We start from the raw sequence: 22085 nt of genomic DNA on the forward strand, positions 1-22085 counted from the left end.
CGGGTATCCTCAGCTATCCGGCCGCGACCGGCACCGGGATCGTCAGCTCGATGATCGTGCCGAGCCCGACCACCGACTGCACCTCGGCGTGACCGTCGACCGCCTCGACGCGGTCGCGGACACCTTCGAGCCCGCCGCCCGCCTCGATGCGGGCACCGCCGCGGCCGTCGTCCTTCACGATCACCGACACCGTTCCGCCGGTGCGTGTCACCGTGACGGCGCAGTTGCGCGCGGCCGCATGCTTCGCCGCGTTCGTGAGGCACTCGGCGACCGAGAAGTAGATCGTCTCCTCGATGACCTCGCTGAGCCGGTCGTCGCCGGTGTCGACGCTCACCTCGACCGAGAGGTGGCTGCGCAGCGCCAGCTCCTCGATGGCCGAGCGCAGGTCTCCGTCGGTGAGCACAGTCGGGTGGATGCCGCGGGCGAGCTCCCGCAGTTCGCGGAGCGCGTCGGCGAGCTGGTCGGACGCGCGCTCGAGGTCGGCGACCACCTCGTCGTTGCCGGCGGTCTGCGCCTTGGTCGCCGCGATCCGCAACCCGATCGCCAGCGACACCAGCTGCTGCTGCGAGCCGTCGTGCAGGTCGCGCTCGAGCCGGCGACGGGCCAGATAGCCCTCCTCGACGATGCGCAGGCGCGATTCCCTGACCTCCTGCAGCGTGCGCTCCAGGCGCTGCCGGAGCCGGTCGTTGTCCACCGAGAGGAGCAGCGCCGACGACACGGCGTCGAGCAGCCGGGCATCCTGGCTGAGGGCGACGTCGTGCTCGATGAGCGCGATCGGTCCCTGATCGGAGTCGATGGCGAGGGTCGAGCGGCCCGGCCGATCCCGCGACGCCCCGTCGGGCATCCGCTCGCCGTCGGAGGTCTCGTACCCCCTCAGCTGCTCGTCCCACCAGTACACGCGCAGGGAGTTGTCGTGCAGCGTGCGCGCCAGGCTCGTCTCCCAGAGCGCGCGGTCCACCTTGTCACGGGCCACGATGACGAGGTCGGCGACGCGTGAGCGCAGGCCGCGCGCGTAGAGCACTCCCCCGACGAACGCCGGCGGGATGAAGGCGATCGCGATGGGCGGGATGAACTGCAGCCAGCCGCTCTCCCAGCCGAAGGCGAAGCTCAGCGAGTCCTGCACCGTGCCGTAGCACCAGAGCAGGATGGCGAGCGGCATCACGAAAGCGACGCGGCGCGCGGGAAGGGTGCTGAGGAACCAGCGCATCGTCAGCCGCACCGCGACCGTGAGCATGAGCGCCAGCCCGACGGCGCGCCAGGCGACGCCGAGCCAGAAGTCGGCGTCGTCGCTCGGCAGCACCGCGTACACGTTGGTGGCGCAGTCGCACTGCACCGGCGAGGGCGACGAGAAGCACAGGATGCCGGCGAACCGCACGATGAAGGCGACGAAGACCGCGATCACCAGTCCTCGGTCGAAGCGTGCGACCAGTCGGCCGGTCGGGTACACCAGCACCAGGATGCCGACCAGCGGCGCCCACAGGTCGGTCACGCCCTCGACCAGCGGCCAGAGCCAGCCGTCCGGGCGGGTCACGGGGTACCACGCGCCCGCCGCCCAGAAGAACGAGGCGCCGACCATGAGCCAGCCGGGCACGGGACTGCGCACGATCCGCCAGGCGATGATCGCGCAGACCGCGTAGTCGAGCCCGACGACGATGAAGACGATGCCCCAGCCGATGCCCTGCGGCCGCGGCCCGTACTCGCCGGTGACGGCGCTGACGACCTGGGCGGCGACGTTCGAGGCGATCGCGATGATGACGGCGAGCGCGCGGACCGTGATGCGCGCGGCGTTCATCTCAGCTGTCCCGGCCGAGGAACCGCAGAACCGCCAGCACGCGCCGATGACCCTCGGAGGTGTCTTCGACGTCGAGCTTCGACATGATGTGCCCGATGTGCGACTCGACCGTGCGCAGGCTCAAGTGCAGGTCCGCCGCGATGCCCGCGTTCGATTTGCCCTCCGCCATCAGCCGCATCACGTCGCGCTCGCGCGCCGAGAGGGCGTCGAGCGAGGCCGCGGCCGTGCGCCCGCTGACGAGCAGCGCGACCACCTCCGGGTCCACCACGGAGCCGCCGGCCGCGACGCTGCGCACCGCGTTCACCAGCGTCCCGGCATCCGCGACCCGGTCTTTGAGCAGGTAGCCCGTTCCGCTGCCGGCGCTCATGGCCCGGATGGCATATGCCGCGGTCGTGTACATCGACAGCAGCAGCACCCCCACCGATGAACCGGATGCGCGCAGCTCCTCGAGTGCGCGCAGCCCTTCGTCCGTGTGGGTCGGCGGCATCTTGATGTCGAGCACGACCGCGTCGATGGCGGGATCCCCCGCTACCACCTGGAGCAGCTCCTCAGCCGTGTCGACGGAGGAGACGACCTCGACTCCACCGGCGCGCAGGATTTGGCCGATCCCCTCGCGCAACAGCACCGCGTCGTCGGCCACGGCGACTCTCAGTGCGCGAGATCCGTGCCCTGAGCCCGCTCCCACGCGCTCACCTTAGCAGGCTGCGTATCGCCTCGCCGCTCAGTTCCGCCTTGGCGATGAAGCCCTCCGCCCCGCTCTCCAGGATGCGGCGGCCGTAGTCCGCGGATGCCCGGCTGGAGGTGAGCACGACCGCGGCGCCGGTGGCGTGCACGTCGTTCACCAGGTCGAAGCCGTTGGCGTCGGGAAGGCCGACGTCGAGGAGCACGACGTCGGGTGCGAGGCGCCGGCTCAGCTCGATCCCCCCGCGGCCCGTGTCGGCGTCGCCGACGACGGTGAACCGTTCGAGCTTGAGGAGTTCGGTCGCCTGGGCGCGGAATCGTGCGTGGTCGTCGACGATCACAACACGGAGGCACATGCCGATAATCATGGCCCGGAACAGGTCCCCGCGTCATCCGTGCTACCACGCACCGAAGTATGGTGGCCCCCCGGATGCGGGGTTTCCGGCACGGGACCACCATGAGATCACACCGATCAGAACCCGAGGATGCCGGCCGGCCCGACGGCGGCATCCCCTGATCTGGGACAGCGAGGAGAAAGGCCCATGTTCACCGCAACCCGATCCGCACCGACGAGCGCCGTACCCGAGACGGCGTCTCGCACCGCGGAGGTGGACATGGTCCTCGCCTCGCTCGCACCGGTCGATCCCGACCTGGCCGACCTCGTGTCACGGCACGGCCTGCCGCTCGTGATCCTCGACATCGCGAGGGCGGTGCGTCAGTACCGCGCATTGCGGGAGGCCTTCCCCACGGTCGACGTGCACTACGACGTCAGCGCGCTCGCGCATCCGGCCCTGATCGAGGCGATCGCGGCCGACGGCGGCTACTTCGAGGTGGCGCACGACAGCGCACTCGCCGCGCTCACCGCGGCGCGCGCCGACCAGACCCGCGTGCTCCACGCCACGCCGGCGACCCATCCGCACGAGGTGCTCGCCGCCTACAACGCGGGCGTCCGCCGTTTCGTCGTCGACGGCCCGACCGACATCGAGAAGTTCGTCGGCTACCCCGACGATCTGCGCCTGCTCGTACGGCTCCGCCCGGAGGGGACGCCGCGCGGCGCCCACGCCCTCCCGCGTGGCGTTCGTGCCGAAGACGCCCTCCGCCTGGTGCGCTACTCGGCCAGCCTGGGCGTGCGGATCGCCGGATTCTCGCTCAGCGTGCCCGATGATGCCCTCACCGGTGACTACGTCGCCCAGATCGCCCGCTGCGCGGCGCTGATGGCCGACATCGAGACGACCACCGGCATCCGGTTCGACCTGCTCGATCTGGGCGACGCCTTCCCCGGGCGCGCGGCGCGCCGGCCGGGCGAACGGGGTGAACTGGCCCGCGCCATCCGGGCGCTCATCGCCCCGGCGACCTCGCACGTCGCGGTCACCGCCTCGGCCAGTCGCGCCGTCACCACGGAGTGCATCACCGTGATCGGCGGAACGGTCGAGCGCGACGTCGACCCGCTCGTCGCGAGCGACTGCATCGACGACGGCGCGGAGGTCGTCGTCATCGGCGCCGACGACGCGGACGGCTCGCCGGCGCGCTTCCCCTTCTTCCGCAGCTCCAGCGTGAGCAGGCATCGCGTCCTGCGCAGCGGAGCCCGCGGTGCACGACCCCGGTCATCGGCTGGCTGATCAACCCAACCCCTCAGCCCATCGAGAGCCGTGGCGGCGGGGAACACGAGGAGGCTTCCCTCGTGTCCCCCGCCGATTTCGCGTGTCCGGCCCTCGCCTTCGGCCTCGCCGTCGCCCTCGCTAGACCAGTGAGTCGCGCCAGGCCGCGTGAAGCTGCGAGAAGCGGCCGGTGCCGGCGATCAGGTCGCTCGGCGTGCCGTCCTCCACGATGGCTCCGTGCTCCATCACCAGCACCCGGTCGGCGATCGCGACCGTCGAGAGACGGTGCGCGATGATCACCGCGGTGCGGTCGGAGAGCAGCGTCTGCAGCGCCTCCTGAACCAGGCGCTCGCTCGGGATGTCGAGCGAACTGGTCGCCTCGTCCAGGATGAGCACCGCCGGGTCGGCGAGGAAGGCGCGTGCGAACGAGATCAGCTGACGCTGACCCGCCGAGACGCGTCCACCGCGCTTGTTCACGTCGGTGTCGTAGCCGTTCGGCAGACTCCGGATGAACTCGTCGGCGCCCACCGCGCCGGCGGCGGCCACGATCTCGTCACGCGTCGCATCCGGCTTGCCCAGTGCGATGTTGTCGGCGACCGACCCGCTGAACAGGTAGGCCTCCTGCGTGACCATGACGATCGCGCGGCGCAGGTCCTTCGGGTGCAGATCGCGCAGATCCACGCCGTCGAGCAGCACCGCCCCGTCGCTCGGGTCGTAGAACCGGGAGATCAGCTTGGCGAGCGTGGACTTGCCCGCACCCGTCGAGCCGACGAGAGCGACCGTCTGCCCCGACGGGATGTCGAGACTGAAGTTCGGCAGGATCACGCGGTCCTTCTTGTACGCGAACGTGACGTCGTCGAAGTGCACGTGCCCCGTCGAGTCCCACAGGTCCACCGGCTTCACGGGATCGGGAACCGTCGGCTCCTCCTCCAGAACGCCCGAGATCTTCTCGAGCGCCGCCGCGGCCGACTGGTAGGAGTTGTAGAACATCGCCATCTCCTCCATCGGGTCGAAGAACCGGCGCGTGTAGAGCAGCACGGCCAGCAGCACACCGATCTGGATCTGCCCGTCGGCCACCCGGAACCCGCCGATCAGCAGCACGACGCCGACGGTGAGGTTGCCGATCATCACCAGCCCGGGATCGAAGATCCCGAACAGCTGGATGACCTTCGCGTTCACGTCGCGGTAGTCCTCGACCAGACCGCCGAACTCCTTCTCGTTGCGCTTCTCCTTGCGGAACGCCTTGACGGCGCGGATGCCCGTCATCGTCTCGACGAACTGCACGATGAGCTTCGCCGACGCCACCCGCGAGATGCGGAACAGCACCTGCGAGCGCTTCTGGAACCAGCGCGTCAGGAAGTACAGCGGAACCAGCGAGCAGAACAGAACGACGCCGCTCACCCAGTCGAGCGAGAACAGCATGATCGCGATGAACAGCATGTACAGGAAGCCCTGCACGAGCTGGTTGATGCCCGAGTCCAGCAGCTCGCGGATCGAGTCCAGGTCGCTCGTCTGGCGCGAGATGATGCGGCCAGACGTGTACGACTCGTGGAACTCGAGGCTGAGCTTCTGGGTGTGCAGGAACACCCGCTTGCGCAGATCGATCAGGATGGCCTGGCTGATCCGCGCACTGAGCACCGTGTACCACGCGATGAGCACGGCACCGATGATGCCGGTGAACAGGTAGGCGGCACCGGCGAGCGCCAGCGGCATCCAGTCCTGCTTCATCAGCGCCGGCAGGCCGTTGTCGATCCCGAACGCGATGATCGCCGGACCGGCGACCTGGCCGGCCGTGCTGATCACGACGACCACCATCGTCAGGATGAGTCGCGTGCGCAGCGGCTGCAGCAGCGAACCGAGCAGACGCAGCGAACGCTGCCGGATCTGACGGCTCTCTTGTTTCGTGAAGTCGTTGCGTTCTTCGCCCTCGACTCCGATCACGGTTGCGGTACTCACAGGTTCACCTCCTGAAGGAGCTCTTCATTCTCTTCGTCCTCCAGGCTGGAGATGACGAAACGGTAGTGCTCGCTGGTGGCGAGCAGGTCGTGGTGCGTGCCGACGGCGGTGATGCGGCCGTCTTCCAGCAGCGCCACCCGGTCGGCGAGCATCACGGTCGACGGACGGTGGGCGACCACCAGTGCCGTCGTCGCGGCGAGCACGCGGCGGAGGGCCGCCTCGACCAGCGCCTCGGTGTCGACGTCCAGCGCCGACAGGGGGTCGTCGAGCACGAGGATCGAGGGGTTCGCAGCGACAGCGCGGGCGAGCGCCAGACGCTGACGCTGACCGCCCGACAGGCTGAGTCCCTCTTCACCCACCTTCGTGTCGACGCCGTCCGGCAGGTCGTAGACGAAGCCGGCCTGAGCGATCTCGAGCGCCTCGGTGAGCACGGCCTGCGCCTCGTCCGACGAGATGTCGAGGTCGTCGCGGCCGAGCAGCACGTTCTCACGCACCGACGCCGAGAACAGCGTGGCGTCCTCGAACGCCATCGCGATGCTCTTGCGCAGGTCGTACCTGGTCAGGTCGCGCACGTCGACGCCGTCGACCTTCACCGCGCCCCCGGTCACGTCGTACAGCCGGGTGGTGAGGGCGGTGAGCGTCGACTTGCCGCATCCCGTGAGACCGACCAGCGCCATCGTCTCTCCCGGCTTCACGGTCAGCGTGATGCCGTTCAGCAGGTCGGGGAAGCGCTCGGGCGAATCCTGGTACCGGTAGTGCACGTCGTCGAAGACCAGCTCGCCGCGCGGCTGCTCGATCTTCTTCGGGTGCTCGGGATCCGTGATCGTGTTGACCTCGTCCATGACCTCGAAGAACCGGTCGGCGGCCGTGCGCGTGTCGAAGGTCATCGACAGCAGGAAGCCGATCGACTCGACCGGGAAGCGCAGCACGGTGGCCGTCGCGAAGAACGCGACCAGCTCGCCGACCGAGAGCTCTCCGAGCGAGGCCAGCCAGACGCCGACGACGAGGCAGATGCCGAACGCGACGTCGGGGACGAGCAGCAGCCAGAGCCAGATGCCCGCGATCGCCTTCGCCTTCTCGATCTCCGTGCCGCGCAGCTCCTCCGCCTGCGACTCGAAGTTCTTGAGCGCGTGCTTGCCGCGGCCGAACGCCTTGAGCACCCGGATGCCGTGCACCGACTCCTCGACGGCGGTCGCCAGGTCACCGGCCTGGTCCTGGCTGCGGCGGGCGATCAGCGAGTACTTGCCCTCGAAGATGAACCCGTAGATCCACAGCGGGATCGAGCACACCAAGAAGATCGTGCCGAGCAGCCAGTTCCAGGCGATCAGGATGCCGAAGCCGACGACGATCGTCACGACGTTCACGACCAGCAGCACGATGCCGAACGAGATCCAGCGGCGGATCAGGTTGAGGTCGCTGACGGCGCGCGAGAGCAGCTGGCCGCTCGGCCAGCGGTCGTGGAAGGCGACAGGCAGGTCCTGCAGCTGCTCGTAGAGGCCGTTGCGCATCTTGGCCTCGACGTGGGTGCCCGGGGTGAGCACGAACCAGCGGCGGAGCGAGATGAACACGGCCTCGGCGGCACCGAGGCCGACGACCAGCAGCGCGGCCGGCCAGACGGCGGCCGAATCGCCGGTCGACAGCGGGCCGTCGACCAGCCAGCGGAGCACCTGCGGGATGCTCAGCGCGACCAGGCTCGCCAGGAGTGCGGCGACCATGCCCAGCAGGATGCGGGGCGCGGCGGACTTGGCGAAGGGAAGGATGCGCAGCAGTGTGCGCACTGTGCCGGCCTTCTTCTGCGGTTGTTTCGTTTCAGTGTGAGGCGGGTGCTGAGGAGTTTCAGCGACAGACATGTTGTATCCGTTTTCTTGTAGTGATTGCTTCGTGGGGTCGCTCGTGACCCCGATTGAGAGCGTGCTGAGAGGTCGCCAAAAAGAGCCGTTCCACCGGGTGGTGGACTCCGCGGACCGCCGATGGTCCGCGCGACGTGCCGGCGACGATCAGCCGGGAACTGCGTCCTGCCTGGGACCTACCAGGCGGGGGCTTGCTCCGGGGACGCCGGCACGGCGACGGCGACGAGTCCGAACCCGCTGATGGTTCGTGTGTTCTCTGTCGTTGTCATGGCGTCCTCCCTAGCCCGATGCGTTCACGTAAGTGCCGCCGAGGCAGCCCTACAGACTATGCCTGAAAGCAAGCTGGGCGCAAGAGAGATCTCAGAACGGGTTCGAAGAAGCTCGGGCCGGCCTCAGCGGATGCGGATCGAGAGGCAGGTGACGCATCCCTCGAGCTTCTCGAACTCCGAGATGTCGACCTGGATCACGCGGTAGCCGAGGTCTTCGATCAGCGCGGCGGACTGCGGAGCGGAGGACGACATCAGCACGGTGTCGGGGGCGAGCACGACGACAGCGGTGCCGTGGGCCTCCGGGACGGGCAGGAAGCGGTCGAAGATCGAGGAGTCGTCGACGAGCGGTTCGTAACCGATGACCGTTCCGTCCGGCAGGGCCGTGACCGCGGTCTTGAGGTGCAGCGCCTTGGTGACCGGCACGGCGATGACCGTGTAGCCGAGCGGTGCGACGAGCGTGCGCAGCTGGCGGATGCCCTCCGCGTTCGTGCGGCCGCCGCGGCCGACGTAGACCGTCGTGCCGACCTTCAGCACATCGCCTCCGTCGAGCGTGCCCGGCTCCTCGATGCGCTCGATGCGCAGGCCCTGCGACCGCAGTGCCGCCTCGGTGCCCGCCGTCTCCGGGCGGCGGCTCGCCGCTCCCGGCAGGGTGATGACAGCGGTGTCGCCGAAGACGACGGCCGTGTCCTCGACGAAGACCGAGTCCGCGAGCGTGTCGGCGCTGGCGACCTCGACGGTCTGCCAGCCGGCCTCCGAGAGGGCGGCGACGTACGCATCCCACTGGGCGTCGGCCAGCTCGGCGTCGATCTGCTCGCGCTCGATGTGCGTGGTGAGACCGTCGGCGAGGTTGGACGCCGGGATGCGCACCAGTGCGATGGTGCGGTCGGCGGCGAAGCGGTTGCGCGTGCCCTCGACGACGCGGAACAGCCACCGGCCGAACGTCGGTGTGAGAACGGCGATGGCCACCGCGTAGAGCATGTTGACGCCGAGCAGCGTGCCGAAGACGGCGCCGAGCAGCGCGCCGCCGAACGGCGAGCCGCCCGACGTCGCCGAGATCAGCGTGCTGGCCACGGGGGCCAGCACGCCGACCACGATGCCGGCGATGAGCGCCGTCCACCACCGGTCGAATGCGCCCAGGATCCCGGCGACGAAGAGGAGCAGCAGCGAGAAGACGCTCGCGAGCGAGAAGTAGTTGCTGACCGCCTGGTGGAGGGCGAACGAGGGCGCCGTCGTGCTCGCCAGATTGCCGATCGTGAAGACGACGATCATCGCGACATGCACGATGAGGGCGACGACGAAGGCAGTCAGAACAGAAGCGATGAGCCGGCGGCCCCACGAAGTGGTCATGGGAACCAACCCTAGCGGAGCGTTTCTATGCGTTCGCTGGTGCGTGCAGGCGCTCCAGAGCGACCTCTTCCGCCGCCTCCAGCGTGGTGATCCCCCGCTCCTGCGCGACGGCGAAGATCTCCGAGACCGTGTCGCCGATCTGCTCGACGCGCGCCGCCGTGGCATCCGCCGAGGGGTTCTCCTCGCTCATCATCGACAGGAAGATCACGCCTCCGGCGTTCACGACGAAGTCGGGCGCCCACAGGATGCCGCGGGCGGCGAGCCGCGCTGCGCCCGACCGGTGCGCGAGCTGGTTGTTCGCCGGGCCGACCACGGCTGCGACGCGCAGCTCGTCGATCACCCGGTCGGTGAGCACGCCGCCGACCCCGGCGGGCACGAACAGGTCGCCTTCGACGGCGTGAGCCTCCTCCGGCTCGACCCAGCGGGCGCCGAGCGCTTCGGCGAGAGTGCGCTTGGCGGGGTTCACGTCGGTCACCGTCAGCACCGCTCCTTCATGCGCGAGGCGCATCGCGATGATCGAGCCCACGTGGCCGAGACCGAGCACCGTCACCCGGCGTCCGGCGACCGCGCGGCTGCCGAACACCCGCTCGAGCGTCGAGAGCAGCCCCGCATACACGCCGGCGGCCGTGGCGTCGCTCGGCTCGCCGACCCCGCCGGCCGACGAGGGGAGGCCGCAGACGTGCAACGTGCGCGTGGCGACCAGCGCCATGTCCTCGGCGGAGGTGCCGACGTCTTCCGCGGTCATGTACGCGCCGCCGAGGCTCTCGACCGCGTCTCCCAGGTCGAGCATCGCGTCGTGCCGCTCCTCGGCGGTGAGCACCGTGCCGCGCGGAACGTAGACCACCGACTTGCCCCCGCCGCGCTGGAGTCCGGCGGCCGCGTTCTTGAGGGTCATCCCCTCGGCCAGACGCAGCGAGTCGTTCACCGCCTCCGCCCAGCTGTCGTACGTCCACACCCGGCAGCCGCCGAGAGCCGGCCCGAGCACCGTCGAGTGCACGGCGATGCTGATCGTCAGCCCGCTCCGCCTCCCCTTGACGACGTGCAGGGTCTCGTGCGGCAGATTCACTCCGGTCGTTGCGACCAGATCGACGGGCATGACAGACATCGGTGTCTCCTTGTGGGATCGTGACAGTAGTACGGAGGGCCTGTTGGGCCCCGACCATTTTGCCATTACTGGCATTACATGGGAACCGGGCGCCGACCCCCGTTCGGCCCCGTGCCGCCCCCTCCCGAACGGGGTTCACGGGGGTTGCGCGAATGGCATTTCTGCACCTCTGCATGTACGTTTTGACAGGGGGTCCACTAAAAAAACTGAAGGGGAGGCTGTGTCCCGTCGGCAGCGCGTGCTCATCGACGCCACAGCGATGCCCGCCAATCACGGCGGGGTCGCCCGCTACATCTACGGCGTCCTCGAGGGGTTCCCTCCCGAGTCGATCGACCTCTTCGTCGCCTGCCAGCCGGATGACGCACCGACCGTCGCGGCCGTCGTGCCCTGGGCGCACATCCTGAAGACCTCCCCGGCCCTGCGAGCACGGCCGTTGCGGATGCTGTGGGAGCAGTTCGTGCTCCCCCTGCGCGCCGTGCGCCATCGGATCGACGTCATCCATTCGCCGCACTACAGCTACCCGCTGCTCTGGGCCCGCCGCCGCGTCGTCACGCTGCACGACGCCACGTTCTTCAGTCACCCGCTGGTCCACACCAGCCTCAAGCGGCTGTACTTCCGCGGCTGGATCCGGCGTGCCTGGCGCAGCGCCGATGCCATCGTCACCCCGAGCGCCGCGACCGCGAGCGAGCTGAGCCGCTACCTGGGCGCGCCCCACGGCGTGGTGTCCGTCGCGCACCTCGGCGTGAACAGCTCGCGCTTCCACCCTCCGACACCGGATCAGCTCGACGATTTCCGGGCCGATCACGGCCTCGACGACACGCACGACTGGTTCGCCTTCCTCGGAACGATCGAGCCGAGGAAGAACGTCGGCTCGCTTCTCGATGCGTATGCCGCGATCCGTTCCGAGCTCGGCGAGAGCGCGCCCCGGCTGCTGATCGCCGGCGCTCGGGGCTGGGACGTCGAAGCCATCTCCCGGCTCGACGCGATGGGGGCGAACTCCGGCGTCTCATCGCTCGGCTACGTACCGGTGGACCACCTGGCCGCGCTCCTCGGCGGCGCCGTCGCAGTCGTCTACCCGAGCTTCGGCGAGGGATTCGGGCTGCCGGTCGTCGAGGCCATGTCGTGCGGGGCCACCGTCATCACCACCCGTCACCTCGCCATCCCCGAGGTCGGCGGCGACGCGGTGCTCTACACGGAGCCGGATGCGGCATCGCTGCGGGAGGCGATGCTGAACGTCCTCGACGACGATGCGATGCGAACCGACATGTCGGCGCGCGCGATCGTGAGGGCGACCAAGTTCGACTGGGCCGCGACGGCCCTGGCCCATCTGCGCGCGTACGAGAAGACGCCTTCCGACGCGGCGGCGGCCGTAGCCGGCTTCGAGGAATCGTGAAGTTCGCACGGATTCCCGGAATCCTCGGCGATCTCGTCCGGGCGAACATCGCCTTTCTCACCAATGAGAATCAGCGCGGACAGATGCGAGCGGCCATTCAGACGGGCGCGTTCGATCGTCGCACCGAAGCCCTGATCGACGGGGACGTCGCGGCCGCGCCGGCGGCGGCCTTCCCGTTCGCGCGACTCTCCAGCGGAAGCCTCGCCCTCACCGGCATCCGGGTCGCCTCGGGCGAGCCCGGCCGGCTCAACCTCGTGGTCGGCGAAGTGGAGCCGTCGAAGGTTTTCGCCGGCATCCACACCGCCCTCACCGCCGCCGCCGAACTGGCGACGAAGCTCGGGCTGCGGCTGCGGGTCGTCATGCTGGACGCGACGACGCCCGGCAACTCCGAGCGCGCAGTCGCCTCGTACCTCGCCGAGACGCTCGGCCTGAGCTCGGTCGACGTCGTGATGCGGGAGGGGATCCGCTCGCGCACCTACGGGTCGGACGACATCTGGCTCGCATCGCATTCGAAGACGGCGCACGCGATCCAGGTCGCCTGCGACACCGGAGTGATCGATCGCCGGCGGGTCGCCTACCTGATCCAGGACTACGAACCCGGATTCAGCGCCTGGTCCACCGAGTCGGTGCTCGCCCGCTCGACGTACCACGCGGGATTCCTGCCCGTGGTCAACTCCCTGCCGCTGTGGACGTACCTGCAACGCGCCGAGCAGCTGGAGCTCCCCCGGGAGCTCGTGTTCGCCCCGCGCTTCGAGGCCGCGAAACTGGAGGAGGCGGCCGCGGCGAGGAAGGCGCACCCCCGCGTCCGCGTGCTGTACTACGGCCGGCGATCCAAGCACCGCAACCTCTTCGCCCTCGGGCTCTCGGCTCTGCGGGCGACCGCTCTCGAACTCGGGGCATCGGATCCGAAGGTCGAATTCGTCTCCGCGGGTGAGCAGCACGACACGATCGATCTGGGTCACGGCGCCCGCCTCACCAGCCGCGGCCGGATCGCCTGGAACGACTACTTCAGTTTTCTCAGCACGGTCGACGTCGCTCTCTCGCTGCAGCTGAGTCCGCATCCGAGCCACCCGCCGTTCGACGCCGCCATCTCCGGCGCCCTCGCCGTCACCAACGACTTCGACGGAGTGCGCGCCGGACTGCATCCCCGCATCGCCGCCGTCGAACCGACGACGCGCGACCTGTCCGCGGCCATCACGAGCGCCGTCCGCGAAAGAGCGGGACGCGATCCGCTGCCGTACCTCCCGGTCGCTGAAGGCGCGCTAGGCGCCGACTGGGACGACGTGGTCGACACCGTCGCCGAGCGGCTCAGCACCGGTCACGGCGCCTGATCGACCGCTGCCTCGTACTCGTCCATCACCGACGCCGCGTCGCCGATCCGCACCACGCGGCCCTGGTCGATCCACGCGACGCTGTCGCACATCTCACGGATGTTGGCAGCCGAGTGCGAGACCATGATCACGGTGCGGCCGGAGTTCTTCAGATCGACGAACTTCTGCATGCTCTTCTTCCGGAACGCAGCGTCGCCGACGGCGAGGATCTCGTCCACCACCAGGATGTCGGGATTGACGTTGATCGCCACGGAGAAGCCCAGGCGCACGTACATACCGGATGAGTACGTCTTCACCGGCTGGTCGATGAACTTCTGAACTCCAGAGAACTCGACGATCTCATCGAAGCGCTTCGCGACCTCTTTTCGCGAGAGCCCCAGGATGGATGCGTTCAAGAAGATGTTCTCGCGCCCGCTGAGCTCCGGGTGGAAACCCGAGCCGAGTTCGAGCATGGAGGCCATCCTGCCTCTGACCTTGATCGAGCCCGAGTCGGGGAAGTAGATCTTCGCCAGGCACTTCAGCAACGTCGACTTGCCGGCACCGTTGCGGCCGACGAGTCCGAATGTCGACCCCTCCGGCACCTCGAACGAGACGCCGTTGAGGGCCCAGAAGTCTTCGTGGATGCTCCGGCGACCGCGCATCAGCGCCGTCTTGAGCGAATTGTTCCGTTCCTGGTACATGCGGAACTTGAGCGAGATGTCGTCGACGACGACAGCAGCACGGGTCACAGCAGCATGGCCAATCTCTTCTCGTTCCGCATGAAGATCACGAAGCCCAGCGCGAAGACGATGAGCGCCGAGAACACGCACCAGAGCGAATCCGACAGCTCCGGCCAGCGGTTGTCGTACATCAGGTTGCGGAAGGCGGTGATGAAGTGCTCGATGGGGTTGAGCTCGTACAGGTGGAGGATCCACGCGCCGTGCGACCGGGCAAGGGCCTCGACGACCGAGATGGGGTACAGGATCGGCGTGAGGTACATCATCAGTCGCAGGGCGATGGAGACGAAGTGCTCCGTGTCGCGGAAGTGCACGTTCAGGATGGCCAGCATCATTCCGATGCCGACGGAGAAGATGGCGAGAAGAGCCATCAGCACCAGGATCGCGGGGATCCAGAAGAGCGGCCACCCGCCGAACAGCAGGATGATCACGAGAAGGAGTCCCATCTCGTTGAGCCAGGTGAAGCCCGTCGATCCGACGACCGCGAAGGGAAGGTTCATCCGCGGGAAGTAGACCTTCTTGATGAGGTTCGCTCCGCCGGTGATGGACGACATCGAACCATGCACGACCTGATTGAAGAAGTTCCAGGGCAGCAGACCACACATCAGCCAGATCGGATAGGCGTCGATGCCGCTCGGATTTCCGGGAGGCGGGTTCGCTTTGAACAGCAATGAGAACACGAGCGTGTAGACGAGCATCGTCGCCAGCGGGTTGATGAGCGACCAGAGCTGGCCGAGGATCGTGCGGCGATACTTGCCTTTGACATCGCGCATGGTGAGGTTCGCGAGCAGCTCGCGCGTCCCATACAGCTCTTTGATGTAGGTAATCATCAGCACTTTCTGTGGTCGGCCCAATGATCGGCCGTGGACAACCTGCCAATTCTAGGAGACGCCAGCCGTGAGTTCGCCTTCAACGCCGCGACGGGGACCGTAGGATCGAAGACTGTGCTCGTCTACTTCGTGAATCATTCCACTGCGCCCGTCAATCTGGGTGGCGCCGAGCGGTCGATGATCGCACTGGTCGAAGACTGGTACGCGACCGACCCCGACTTCGAAGCAGTCTTCATCACCAAGGCGCCGCACGGCAAATTCGTCGCCGCCATCGAGGAGCGCGGCTGGAAGTACCGGTCGTTCCTCTACCGCGGCTGGACGATCCCCGCTCCGAACCCGCCCGTCAGCGAGATCACCTACTTCGCGAACGACGACTACCGCTCGACCCTCGAGATCATCGGGATGATGGAGAACCGCCGACCCGATCTCGTCGTCACCAACACGCTGGTCGCCCCGTGGGGCGCCTTCGCAGCCGCGACGCTCGGGATCCCGCACGCCTGGTTCATCCGCGAGTACGGAGACCTCGACCACGGACTCACCTTCCAGAACGGTCGCCGGGAGACGTTCGAAGACATCGGGATGCTCTCCCAGGCCGTCTTCACCAACTCCCTCGCTCTGCGGGCGCATGTCGGCCAGTACATCGACGAGTCGGCGATCGATGTGGTCTACCCGCGGGTCGACGTCGACGAGGTCACCCGACGGGCCGCAGCGGCGCCGGCCGTCGCCCCGTTCGGCGCCGATCCGGGGCTCGCCATCACGGTCGTGGGCCGTCTCGCGGACTCGAAGGGCCAGTGGAGGGTCATCGACGCCATCGGGGCTCTGGCCGCCAGGGGTGTCCGGGCCAGCGTGTGCCTCGTCGGCGGCCAGGAGCGGCCCGACTACGACGTTCAGCTGCTCGAGCGCGCGGCTCGCCTCGGAGTGGCCGACCGTGTCGTCATCGCCGGCGAGCAGGCGGAGCCGTTCCCGTTCATCGCAGCGGCCGACGTCTGCGTGACGCCGTCCGGCATCGAAGCATTCGGTCGCACGACGCTCGAATACATGGCGACCGGCAAGCCTGCGATCGCCTCGCGCGGAGGCGGAAGCGCCGAGCTCGTCGAGCCCGGAGTGACCGGTTACCTCTTCGAGCCGGACGACACGGCCGAGCTCGCCGACCGGCTGGAGCTGTACGCCAGGGACCGCGAGCTGATCGTCGCGCACGGAGAGGCGGGCCGGGCCCGGGCCGTCGAGCTCGTCTCGCACGAGTACAGCAATCAGGCCGCCATCGCCCGGCTCGTCGAGACGGCGACGGCGGAGCCCGCGCGCCTTCCCAACGTCGCCCGCTACTGGTTCTCGCTGCCGCCGACCTACTTCGCCTCGGCCGGGAGGGGACGGCGCATCACACTCGCCTTCATCCGCACGCGGCTCCCCGGACGCCTCAGGGCGGTCATCGCGCGGCCGGTCTCCGCCCTGCGACGGAGGCGATCGCGGTGACGCACCCGGTCACCATCGTCGTGCCGGTGTACGGCGACCTCGAGTCGTTGACCACGTGCGTGTCGTCCCTGATAGCGAACGTCGATCAGTCAGTCCACCGGGTGCTCCTCGTCAACGACAGCGGCCCGGAGGCCGACGCGATCGAGACGGCACTCCGCCGGCAGATCGACGGTCAACCGGCCTTCCGCTACGAACGCAACCCGTCCAATCTCGGGTTCGTCGGCAACTGCAACCGCGCCGTCCTCGAACTGGACGACACCGACAACGACATCCTGCTCCTCAACAGCGACACCCTGACCACGCCGGGCTTCGTCGAGGTGCTCTCGACGGTGCTCCACTCGTCAGACGAGAACGGCGCCGTGTGCCCGCGCAGCAACAACGCGACGGTGGCCAGCCTTCCGTTCGCCTTGCGCGATCCCTCCGTCGGGCGGCCCATGGAACGGACGGCCGCCGTGCACGCCGCGCTCGCCCCGCTCCTGCCCTCGCACACGTACTCGCCGGTCGCCATGGGGTTCTGCATCCTCATCAAGCGGGAGCTGATCCGCCGTTTCGGTCTCTTCGACGAGACCTTCGCACCGGGCTACGGCGAGGAGAACGACTTCTGCCTGCGCATCGGACGCCACGGGTACCGGTCGATGATCGCGCACGGCGCCGTCGTCTATCACCTGGGCGGGCGCAGTTTCCAGGGCGCCCGCCGCGAAGCACTGCGGTCGGCGCACGAGAAGATCATCGTGTCGCGCTATCCCGAGTACACCGAGGCGGTGCAGCGCTACATCTACATCGATCGCGACCCCGTCGACGTCTTCGCCGACGCCCTCGTTCCCGGCGACGAGGTGGCCCGGGTGCTCATCCCCGTCGTGGGCGACGGTCATGGGCACGCCACCGCCGACGAGACCGCACTGCTTCGCGCTGCGGGGCGCTGGTCGGGCCCGGTGCGCGTGACAGCGGTCGCCCCGGCCGCCATGCTCCGCGGGCTGGCGCGTGCGCATCCGTCCCTCGCCTGGCGCCGGGACGATCACGTCTCCGGGGTCTGGGACCTGGCTCTCCTCCCCGGCACCGAACCGGATGCGCGTCGCAGGGCCCTGCTCAATCGAACGTGCCTGCGCTGGGCCGCCGTCGGGACCACGGCTGTCGAGCACCTCACGGCGCGTTTCGACGAGGCGCCCGACGAGGCCGCGGTCGTCCTGCTCAGCCGGTGCGATGTCGACCTCGAGGCGCTCCGCCGTCGCTGGGCGCTCGAGACGAGCCGCCCGGACTACCTGGCCGACGCCGGGAGCCCGCGCGAGCCTCTGATGCGTCGCGCTCTGCGCCGCGCCGAGCGCATCGCACCGCGACCGGTCGGGTGGTCGAAGGCCGTGGTGCGACAGATCCTGGGCCGCACGGGCTAGCCGGCGTCCGCCTCGTCGGTCGACTTGTGCGTGTACGGCGTCCAGTTGAGCGCGCCGACGACCTCGTCGACACCGGCGAACCGCACTCCGGCCGCGAGCATCCGGCGCGCGAGGTTCCAGTCGCCCGGCTCATCGACCAGCCAGCTCTCCTGGTCGTACTCGAAGAACCGCAGGCTCCGGTGCACGAGGGCGCCCTGGAAGCTGAAGCCGCCGCGCTCCGGCGGGTAACTGAAGATGTGGGCCTCGGACCCGTCGACGAGATTCCGCTGTGTCAGAGCGCCGTAGGCGACCTCTGCGCGCGAATCCTTCGCGACGGCGAGCAGACGTTCGATGTGGTCGGGCTCGAACACGTCGTCTTCGTCCAATGGCGCGACCCACAGCCCCGTCGACCTCCGGATGCCCTCGTTCATCCCCGGCGAGCCGGCGACGAACCACCGGTGAGCGCGCCGCTCCGGATAGATCGAGCGGTGCGGGAACTCGACGTAGGTCACACGCGGGTCGCCGAGCTCGCGGATCGCCTCGGCCGTCTCGGGATTCGGCCCGTCGTTCACGATCACGATCTCGAGGTTGCCGTGCGTCTGCGCGAGCACCGACGGGAGCGAGATCGTCATGAGCTCGTGCGTCCGCTGGTAGGTCGCGATGCGCACACTGACCAACGGGTCCTTGGTTGTCCACGGCTTGTCGTAGCCGGATGCCGCGCGGGCGGCGGCCAGTCGTTCGGCGGCGGCCGGCGTCGCGTCCCTCGCCGACTTCGCGAGCAGCGTCGCCTTCGCCGCGGCCTCGTCCAGCGCAGCGGTCGTCGAAGACAGCGCGGTCAGTGCTTCCCCGGTCGCCGTCTCGAACGTCGCCGAGCGCGCCGCGAGGTCACGCACGCCCTCGTCGAGATGCCGATCGACGACGCGCAGCTCCCCCACGACCGTCGACTGGACCAGGTCGGTCAGCGCCTGGATCTGGGCTCGCAGCTCGCGCTGCTCGTCGATGATCTGCGCGACCTGGTCGCGGAGACGGGTCCGGCGCCCGTCGGAGCCGGCGGAGTTCGTTTCATTCACCACGGATCGACAATACCGGTCGCGCCGCCCAGCACCCTGGCGATCTCCTCGACGGTGCCCTCGTCGATCCCGGAGTGCACGGGCAGTGACAGGATGCGCTGCTCGACGTCCTCGGTGACCTCGAGCGGCCCACGGGGCACGTCGGCGAATCGAGGGTGCCGATGCAGCGACGGCGCGTAGTAGGTGCGGGCCTCGACCCCGATACCGGCGAGCGCTCCGACCAGTTCGTCGCGAGGGGCGCCGGCAGCGAGCACGACCGGCAGGAACGCGAGGCTGGAACGCTCGACGTTGGAGGGGAGGCTGTGCGCACCGAGCCGCGCCCGGTACCAGCCGAGCACCTCGCGCCGAGCCTCGACGATGCGATCGATTCGTTCGAGCTGGCGGACACCCAGTGCCGCGGCGAACTCCGAGAGCTTGCCGTTGAAGCCCATCCGCACCGACTCGCGCCCCCCGTCGAACCCGAAGTTGCTCGCCGATCGCAACCGCTCTCCGATGTCGGCGTCGCGGCTGGTCACCGCTCCGCCCTCACCGACGGCGAGCGGCTTCGTGGCGTGGAACGAGAAGACCTCGGCGTCTCCGCGTCCGCCGATCGGGGTGCCGTCCGGGTACTCCGACCCGAAGCCGGCGGCCGAGTCGATCACGAGCGGGAGCGCCGCCTCCGACGCCAGCCGTTCCCACTCGGACACCAACGGTGAACCGATGCCGAACGGATTCGCGAACAGGAGGCCGGCGACGGGGCCGTCGGCGATCGCTTCGCGCGCGCGTTCGGGATCGACGCCGAGCGAACCCGGCTCGATGTCGACGAAGACCGGCACGAAGTCCAGGAGTTCGATCGCCTGAACGGCGGCGGCGAAGGTGAACGAAGGCAGGATGACACGCCGGTTGCCGTCGCCGCGCCCCATCAGCGTGCCGATGGCCGCGATCAGCCCCGTGGTCGCGCTCGAGTACGTCGCCACTCCATCGACGCCGAGCCTTCGCCCGATGCCCGCACGGAACCGCTGCTCGAAGGGACCGAAATTGCTGAACCGGCCACTGGCCGTGATGGCGGCGTAGTCGGCCGCGACGTGCTCGGTCGGCGGGAACTCCGGACGGATGAGCGGATGACTAGAGCTCACGGGCCCACCCTTCGGCGATGCGCAGCGTTCGGGCGGGATTTCCGATCACGACAGCGTTCGGCTCCTCGACGTCCGCCACGACGACCGCTCCCGCTCCGACGATGACTCCGTCGGCGATCGCCACGTCGTTCTTGACGACGGCGCCGATACCGATGACCACCCCGGCTCCGAGGCGGCAGTGCCCGCCGATGCGCGCTCCGGGCCCGATGGTCGCGAAGTCGCCGACGACGACGTCGTGGGAGATGCTGGCACCGACGTTGACGATCACGTGGTGCCCGACCAGGACTGATGCCGTGAGCACGGCTCCGGGAGAAACGATCGAGCCGTCGCCGATGCCGACCGTCGGGCCGACGTAGGCGGCCGGAGAGACGTAGGCGCCGAAGCGATCGCCCGGCCACCGTGAGACGAGCTCCCGGCGCACGGCGGGGGCGCCGACGGCGGCGATCACCTCGCAGCCCCTCTGCTCGTCGCTGGGGGCGGTGACATCGATCGTGCGGCCGGCCGCGGAGAGATGCTGTGCGTCGACGGCGTAGAACGACACCGACTCGGCACCGACGTAGGCGGCGAGCTCGCTCGCCTGGCCTCCTGCTCCGAGGATGCCGATCGTGGTTGGCATGGTCACGATCCTACTGAGAGGCCGTTCGGCGCTGCCGGTCGAGGTACAGCTCGACGGCGGTGAAATGCGCCCAGCGGCGCTCCAGACGCTCGAGGAACGCCGCGAGGTCGGGTGCACCGGCTCGCACGACCGACTCGATCTCGTCCACGACGGCACCGCCGTCGGAGCCCGGACCGGGGAGCAGCTCCGGCACCGCTCCGCTGAGCGACGGACGCTCGCGGGACAGATCGCGGCGGCCCCCTCCGAGCTCGATCCACCAGTCGGCGAACGCGTGGAGCTCGTCGGCAGCGACCCGGCTCTCGCCGGCGCCGACCTCCCGGCTCCAGGCGATCGGAGCCGGATCGAGGACCGAGACGCCGACGGTACGAAGGTGCCGCCGGTTCGCCTCCACCAGTCGCTGCCCGTGCACGCCGTCGGCGATCACGACGCCCACGTCGAAGATCTCCACGGGGTCGGGGGTGGCGTTCACGATCCTGGCGCGCGACGGGTCGACTCCGAGCGCGACCGCGTCATCCGGATCGGCGACGATCTGCACGTCGAAGCGCTCCAGGAGCGGCTCGAGCAGTTGCGTGCGGATACGCGCGAGCGCCTCGAATCGCTGACCGGCCTGCGGCAGGGCATCGCTGAGCCCACGCAATTCGATCTCGGCCTTCGGCCGGCCGTCGCGCGGCACGATGACGTCGGCGAACCACTCCGCCGCTCGCACTCCGAAGTAGTTGTAGTAGCGAACCGCGCGGCGGTAGTACGGGTACTTGCTGTCGAGCAGCTTCTCGTGCGCGTCGCGGATCTCGTTGCGCCCGACGCTGACGAAGCTCTTGGAACCCTCGTGGAAGACGAGCGCGGTGTTCGCCATCACCGACAGGTAGCCCGCCTTGTTGATGCGCAGGCAGTAGTCGTTCTCTTCGCCGTATCCCGGAGCGAACTCCTGCGCGAACAGTCCGTACTTGCGGATCAGCTCGCGTCGCGTGAGAAAGCAGAACCCCATGGCGACGGGGACGACCGTCGAGGCGGGCAGGAATGGCGTGATGGTGTCGTAGACGGCCTGCGTGCGTTCGAAGGTGCGCGCCGACGCCGGATCGGCGAGGCGGTAGGGGATGCTCGCGATCGTCGCGCTGTTGCTGCGCGCCGTGACGACGCCGTGACGTTCATCGGCGTAGAGCACGGCCTCCATGGCGTCCACGAAGCCGTCGGTCGCCACGGTGTCGCTGTTGAGAAGGAGGATGTCCCTGTCGCTCTGATCGAGCTCCAGTGCCGCGCGATTGCACGTGCCGACGAAACCGAGGTTGTGCGGATTGCGGTGGTACTCGAAGCCGTCGAGCCCCTCGATCTCGCGGAGCATCGCCTCCTCGATGACGTCGGCATCGGGACCGACGTCGTTGACGAGCAGCACGTGGTGGCGCGAGAAGTCGACGGTGGACTTCAGCGATCGAACGCACTCGAGCAATGATTCGAGATCGCCGTAGATCGGTACGACGACGGTGACACCGGGGGTTGAACTCACAGACTGATCCTCCTGGCCGACACGACCTGTTCGAGGCACCGTGTCGGCGCCGAACGACCCCTCAGCCTACCTGAACGG

18 protein-coding genes are annotated in these 22085 nt (G+C 68.8%); 5 read left to right on the top strand and 13 right to left on the bottom strand.

The genetic code is table 11. The features are described from left to right. Positions 1–13 precede the first annotated feature (13 nt). From PKE84_RS02610 to PKE84_RS02620, 3 genes are read right to left on the bottom strand one after another with little or no spacing between them, the layout of a single operon-like run. Entirely contained in the window at positions 14–1792 is a 1779-nt protein-coding gene (locus PKE84_RS02610; protein WP_271175630.1) for a sensor histidine kinase, read from the bottom strand. A gap of 1 nt (position 1793) precedes the next feature. Beyond that, complete coding sequence (locus tag PKE84_RS02615; RefSeq protein ID WP_271175631.1) at positions 1794–2432, bottom strand: response regulator transcription factor; 639 nt, start codon at positions 2430–2432, stop codon at positions 1794–1796. 49 nt (positions 2433–2481) lie between these two features. Further along, positions 2482–2829 carry a response regulator gene (locus PKE84_RS02620; RefSeq protein WP_271175632.1) on the bottom strand — a complete coding sequence of 116 codons (348 nt, stop codon included), beginning with the start codon at positions 2827–2829 and terminating at the stop codon, positions 2482–2484. A gap of 186 nt (positions 2830–3015) precedes the next feature. On the opposite strand from PKE84_RS02620, the gene PKE84_RS02625 reads away from it, so the two are divergent. Beyond that, the gene (locus PKE84_RS02625; RefSeq protein ID WP_271175633.1) at positions 3016–4092 is read left to right on the top strand and encodes a type III PLP-dependent enzyme domain-containing protein; all 1077 of its coding nucleotides are present in this window, start codon (positions 3016–3018) and stop codon (positions 4090–4092) included. Positions 4093–4212: 120 nt separating this feature from the next. Here the strand turns inward: PKE84_RS02625 and PKE84_RS02630 are convergent, their stop codons facing one another. The 4 genes from PKE84_RS02630 to PKE84_RS02645 all read right to left on the bottom strand — a co-directional run bounded on the left by PKE84_RS02630 (position 4213) and on the right by PKE84_RS02645 (position 10598). Then, positions 4213–6027, bottom strand: a complete 1815-nt coding sequence (locus PKE84_RS02630; protein ID WP_271175634.1) for an ABC transporter ATP-binding protein — start codon at positions 6025–6027, stop codon at positions 4213–4215. Continuing rightward, positions 6024–7877, bottom strand: coding sequence for an ABC transporter ATP-binding protein (locus PKE84_RS02635; RefSeq protein ID WP_271175635.1), 1854 nt, complete (start codon positions 7875–7877; stop codon positions 6024–6026). Before PKE84_RS02635 ends, PKE84_RS02630 begins: the two co-directional genes overlap by 4 nt. Before the next feature lie 392 nt (positions 7878–8269). After that, positions 8270–9493, bottom strand: a complete 1224-nt coding sequence (gene ddaH, locus PKE84_RS02640) for a dimethylargininase (RefSeq protein ID WP_271175636.1) — start codon at positions 9491–9493, stop codon at positions 8270–8272. 25 nt (positions 9494–9518) lie between these two features. Beyond that, complete coding sequence (locus PKE84_RS02645) at positions 9519–10598, bottom strand: Glu/Leu/Phe/Val dehydrogenase family protein (protein ID WP_271175637.1); 1080 nt, start codon at positions 10596–10598, stop codon at positions 9519–9521. A gap of 220 nt (positions 10599–10818) precedes the next feature. On the opposite strand from PKE84_RS02645, the gene PKE84_RS02650 reads away from it, so the two are divergent. Together PKE84_RS02650 and PKE84_RS02655 are read left to right on the top strand one after the other, a co-directional pair. Continuing rightward, positions 10819–11991 (top strand): glycosyltransferase family 4 protein, encoded by a 1173-nt coding sequence (locus tag PKE84_RS02650; protein ID WP_271175638.1) that lies wholly within the window; start codon positions 10819–10821, stop codon positions 11989–11991. Then, positions 11988–13322, top strand: a complete 1335-nt coding sequence (locus PKE84_RS02655; RefSeq protein ID WP_271175639.1) for a rhamnosyltransferase WsaF family glycosyltransferase — start codon at positions 11988–11990, stop codon at positions 13320–13322. The genes PKE84_RS02650 and PKE84_RS02655 overlap by 4 nt, the downstream gene beginning before the upstream one ends. On the opposite strand, the gene PKE84_RS02660 is transcribed toward PKE84_RS02655, so the two are convergent. Together PKE84_RS02660 and PKE84_RS02665 are read right to left on the bottom strand one after the other, a co-directional pair. Beyond that, positions 13310–14050 carry an ABC transporter ATP-binding protein gene (locus PKE84_RS02660; RefSeq protein ID WP_271175640.1) on the bottom strand — a complete coding sequence of 247 codons (741 nt, stop codon included), beginning with the start codon at positions 14048–14050 and terminating at the stop codon, positions 13310–13312. The two genes, PKE84_RS02655 and PKE84_RS02660, sit on opposite strands and share 13 nt — an antisense overlap. After that, the gene (locus tag PKE84_RS02665; RefSeq protein ID WP_271175641.1) at positions 14047–14868 is read right to left on the bottom strand and encodes an ABC transporter permease; all 822 of its coding nucleotides are present in this window, start codon (positions 14866–14868) and stop codon (positions 14047–14049) included. The genes PKE84_RS02660 and PKE84_RS02665 overlap by 4 nt, the downstream gene beginning before the upstream one ends. Positions 14869–14901: 33 nt before the next feature. Between PKE84_RS02665 and PKE84_RS02670 the strand changes: the two genes are divergently transcribed. Further along, positions 14902–16338, top strand: coding sequence for a glycosyltransferase family 4 protein (locus tag PKE84_RS02670; protein WP_271175642.1), 1437 nt, complete (start codon positions 14902–14904; stop codon positions 16336–16338). Continuing rightward, positions 16335–17726, top strand: coding sequence for a glycosyltransferase family 2 protein (locus tag PKE84_RS02675; RefSeq protein WP_271175643.1), 1392 nt, complete (start codon positions 16335–16337; stop codon positions 17724–17726). The genes PKE84_RS02670 and PKE84_RS02675 overlap by 4 nt, the downstream gene beginning before the upstream one ends. Here PKE84_RS02675 and PKE84_RS02680 read toward each other — a convergent pair. Genes PKE84_RS02680 through PKE84_RS02695 form a run of 4 tightly spaced genes read right to left on the bottom strand, consistent with a single transcriptional unit; the run spans position 17723 to position 22007 of the window. Next, a complete protein-coding gene (locus tag PKE84_RS02680) occupies positions 17723–18778 on the bottom strand; it encodes a glycosyltransferase family 2 protein (protein ID WP_271175644.1) in 1056 nt (351 codons plus the stop codon). The two genes, PKE84_RS02675 and PKE84_RS02680, sit on opposite strands and share 4 nt — an antisense overlap. Further along, on the bottom strand, positions 18772–19890 hold the full coding sequence (locus tag PKE84_RS02685) for a DegT/DnrJ/EryC1/StrS family aminotransferase (RefSeq protein ID WP_271175645.1): 1119 nt from the start codon (positions 19888–19890) through the stop codon (positions 18772–18774). The genes PKE84_RS02680 and PKE84_RS02685 overlap by 7 nt, the downstream gene beginning before the upstream one ends. Then, positions 19880–20506 (bottom strand): LbetaH domain-containing protein, encoded by a 627-nt coding sequence (locus tag PKE84_RS02690; RefSeq protein ID WP_271175646.1) that lies wholly within the window; start codon positions 20504–20506, stop codon positions 19880–19882. The genes PKE84_RS02685 and PKE84_RS02690 overlap by 11 nt, the downstream gene beginning before the upstream one ends. 10 nt (positions 20507–20516) lie before the next feature. Continuing rightward, the gene (locus PKE84_RS02695; RefSeq protein WP_271175647.1) at positions 20517–22007 is read right to left on the bottom strand and encodes a glycosyltransferase family 2 protein; all 1491 of its coding nucleotides are present in this window, start codon (positions 22005–22007) and stop codon (positions 20517–20519) included. Positions 22008–22085: the final 78 nt, after the last annotated feature.

This window comes from Leifsonia poae, from assembly GCF_027921845.1.
In the GTDB taxonomy this organism is placed as follows: Bacteria; Actinomycetota; Actinomycetes; order Actinomycetales; family Microbacteriaceae; genus Leifsonia; species Leifsonia poae.

Excerpts from the sequence above, each read along its gene's own strand:
- PKE84_RS02610 (WP_271175630.1), bottom strand. The coding sequence starts at position 1,792 with ATGAACGCCGCGCGCATCACGGTCCGCGCGCTCGCCGTCATCATCGCG.
- PKE84_RS02620 (WP_271175632.1), bottom strand. The coding sequence starts at position 2,829 with ATGTGCCTCCGTGTTGTGATCGTCGACGACCACGCACGATTCCGCGCC.
- PKE84_RS02625 (WP_271175633.1), top strand. The coding sequence starts at position 3,016 with ATGTTCACCGCAACCCGATCCGCACCGACGAGCGCCGTACCCGAGACG.
- PKE84_RS02635 (WP_271175635.1), bottom strand. The coding sequence starts at position 7,877 with ATGTCTGTCGCTGAAACTCCTCAGCACCCGCCTCACACTGAAACGAAA.
- ddaH (WP_271175636.1), bottom strand. The coding sequence starts at position 9,493 with ATGACCACTTCGTGGGGCCGCCGGCTCATCGCTTCTGTTCTGACTGCC.
- PKE84_RS02645 (WP_271175637.1), bottom strand. The coding sequence starts at position 10,598 with ATGTCTGTCATGCCCGTCGATCTGGTCGCAACGACCGGAGTGAATCTG.
- PKE84_RS02665 (WP_271175641.1), bottom strand. The coding sequence starts at position 14,868 with ATGATTACCTACATCAAAGAGCTGTATGGGACGCGCGAGCTGCTCGCG.
- PKE84_RS02690 (WP_271175646.1), bottom strand. The coding sequence starts at position 20,506 with ATGCCAACCACGATCGGCATCCTCGGAGCAGGAGGCCAGGCGAGCGAG.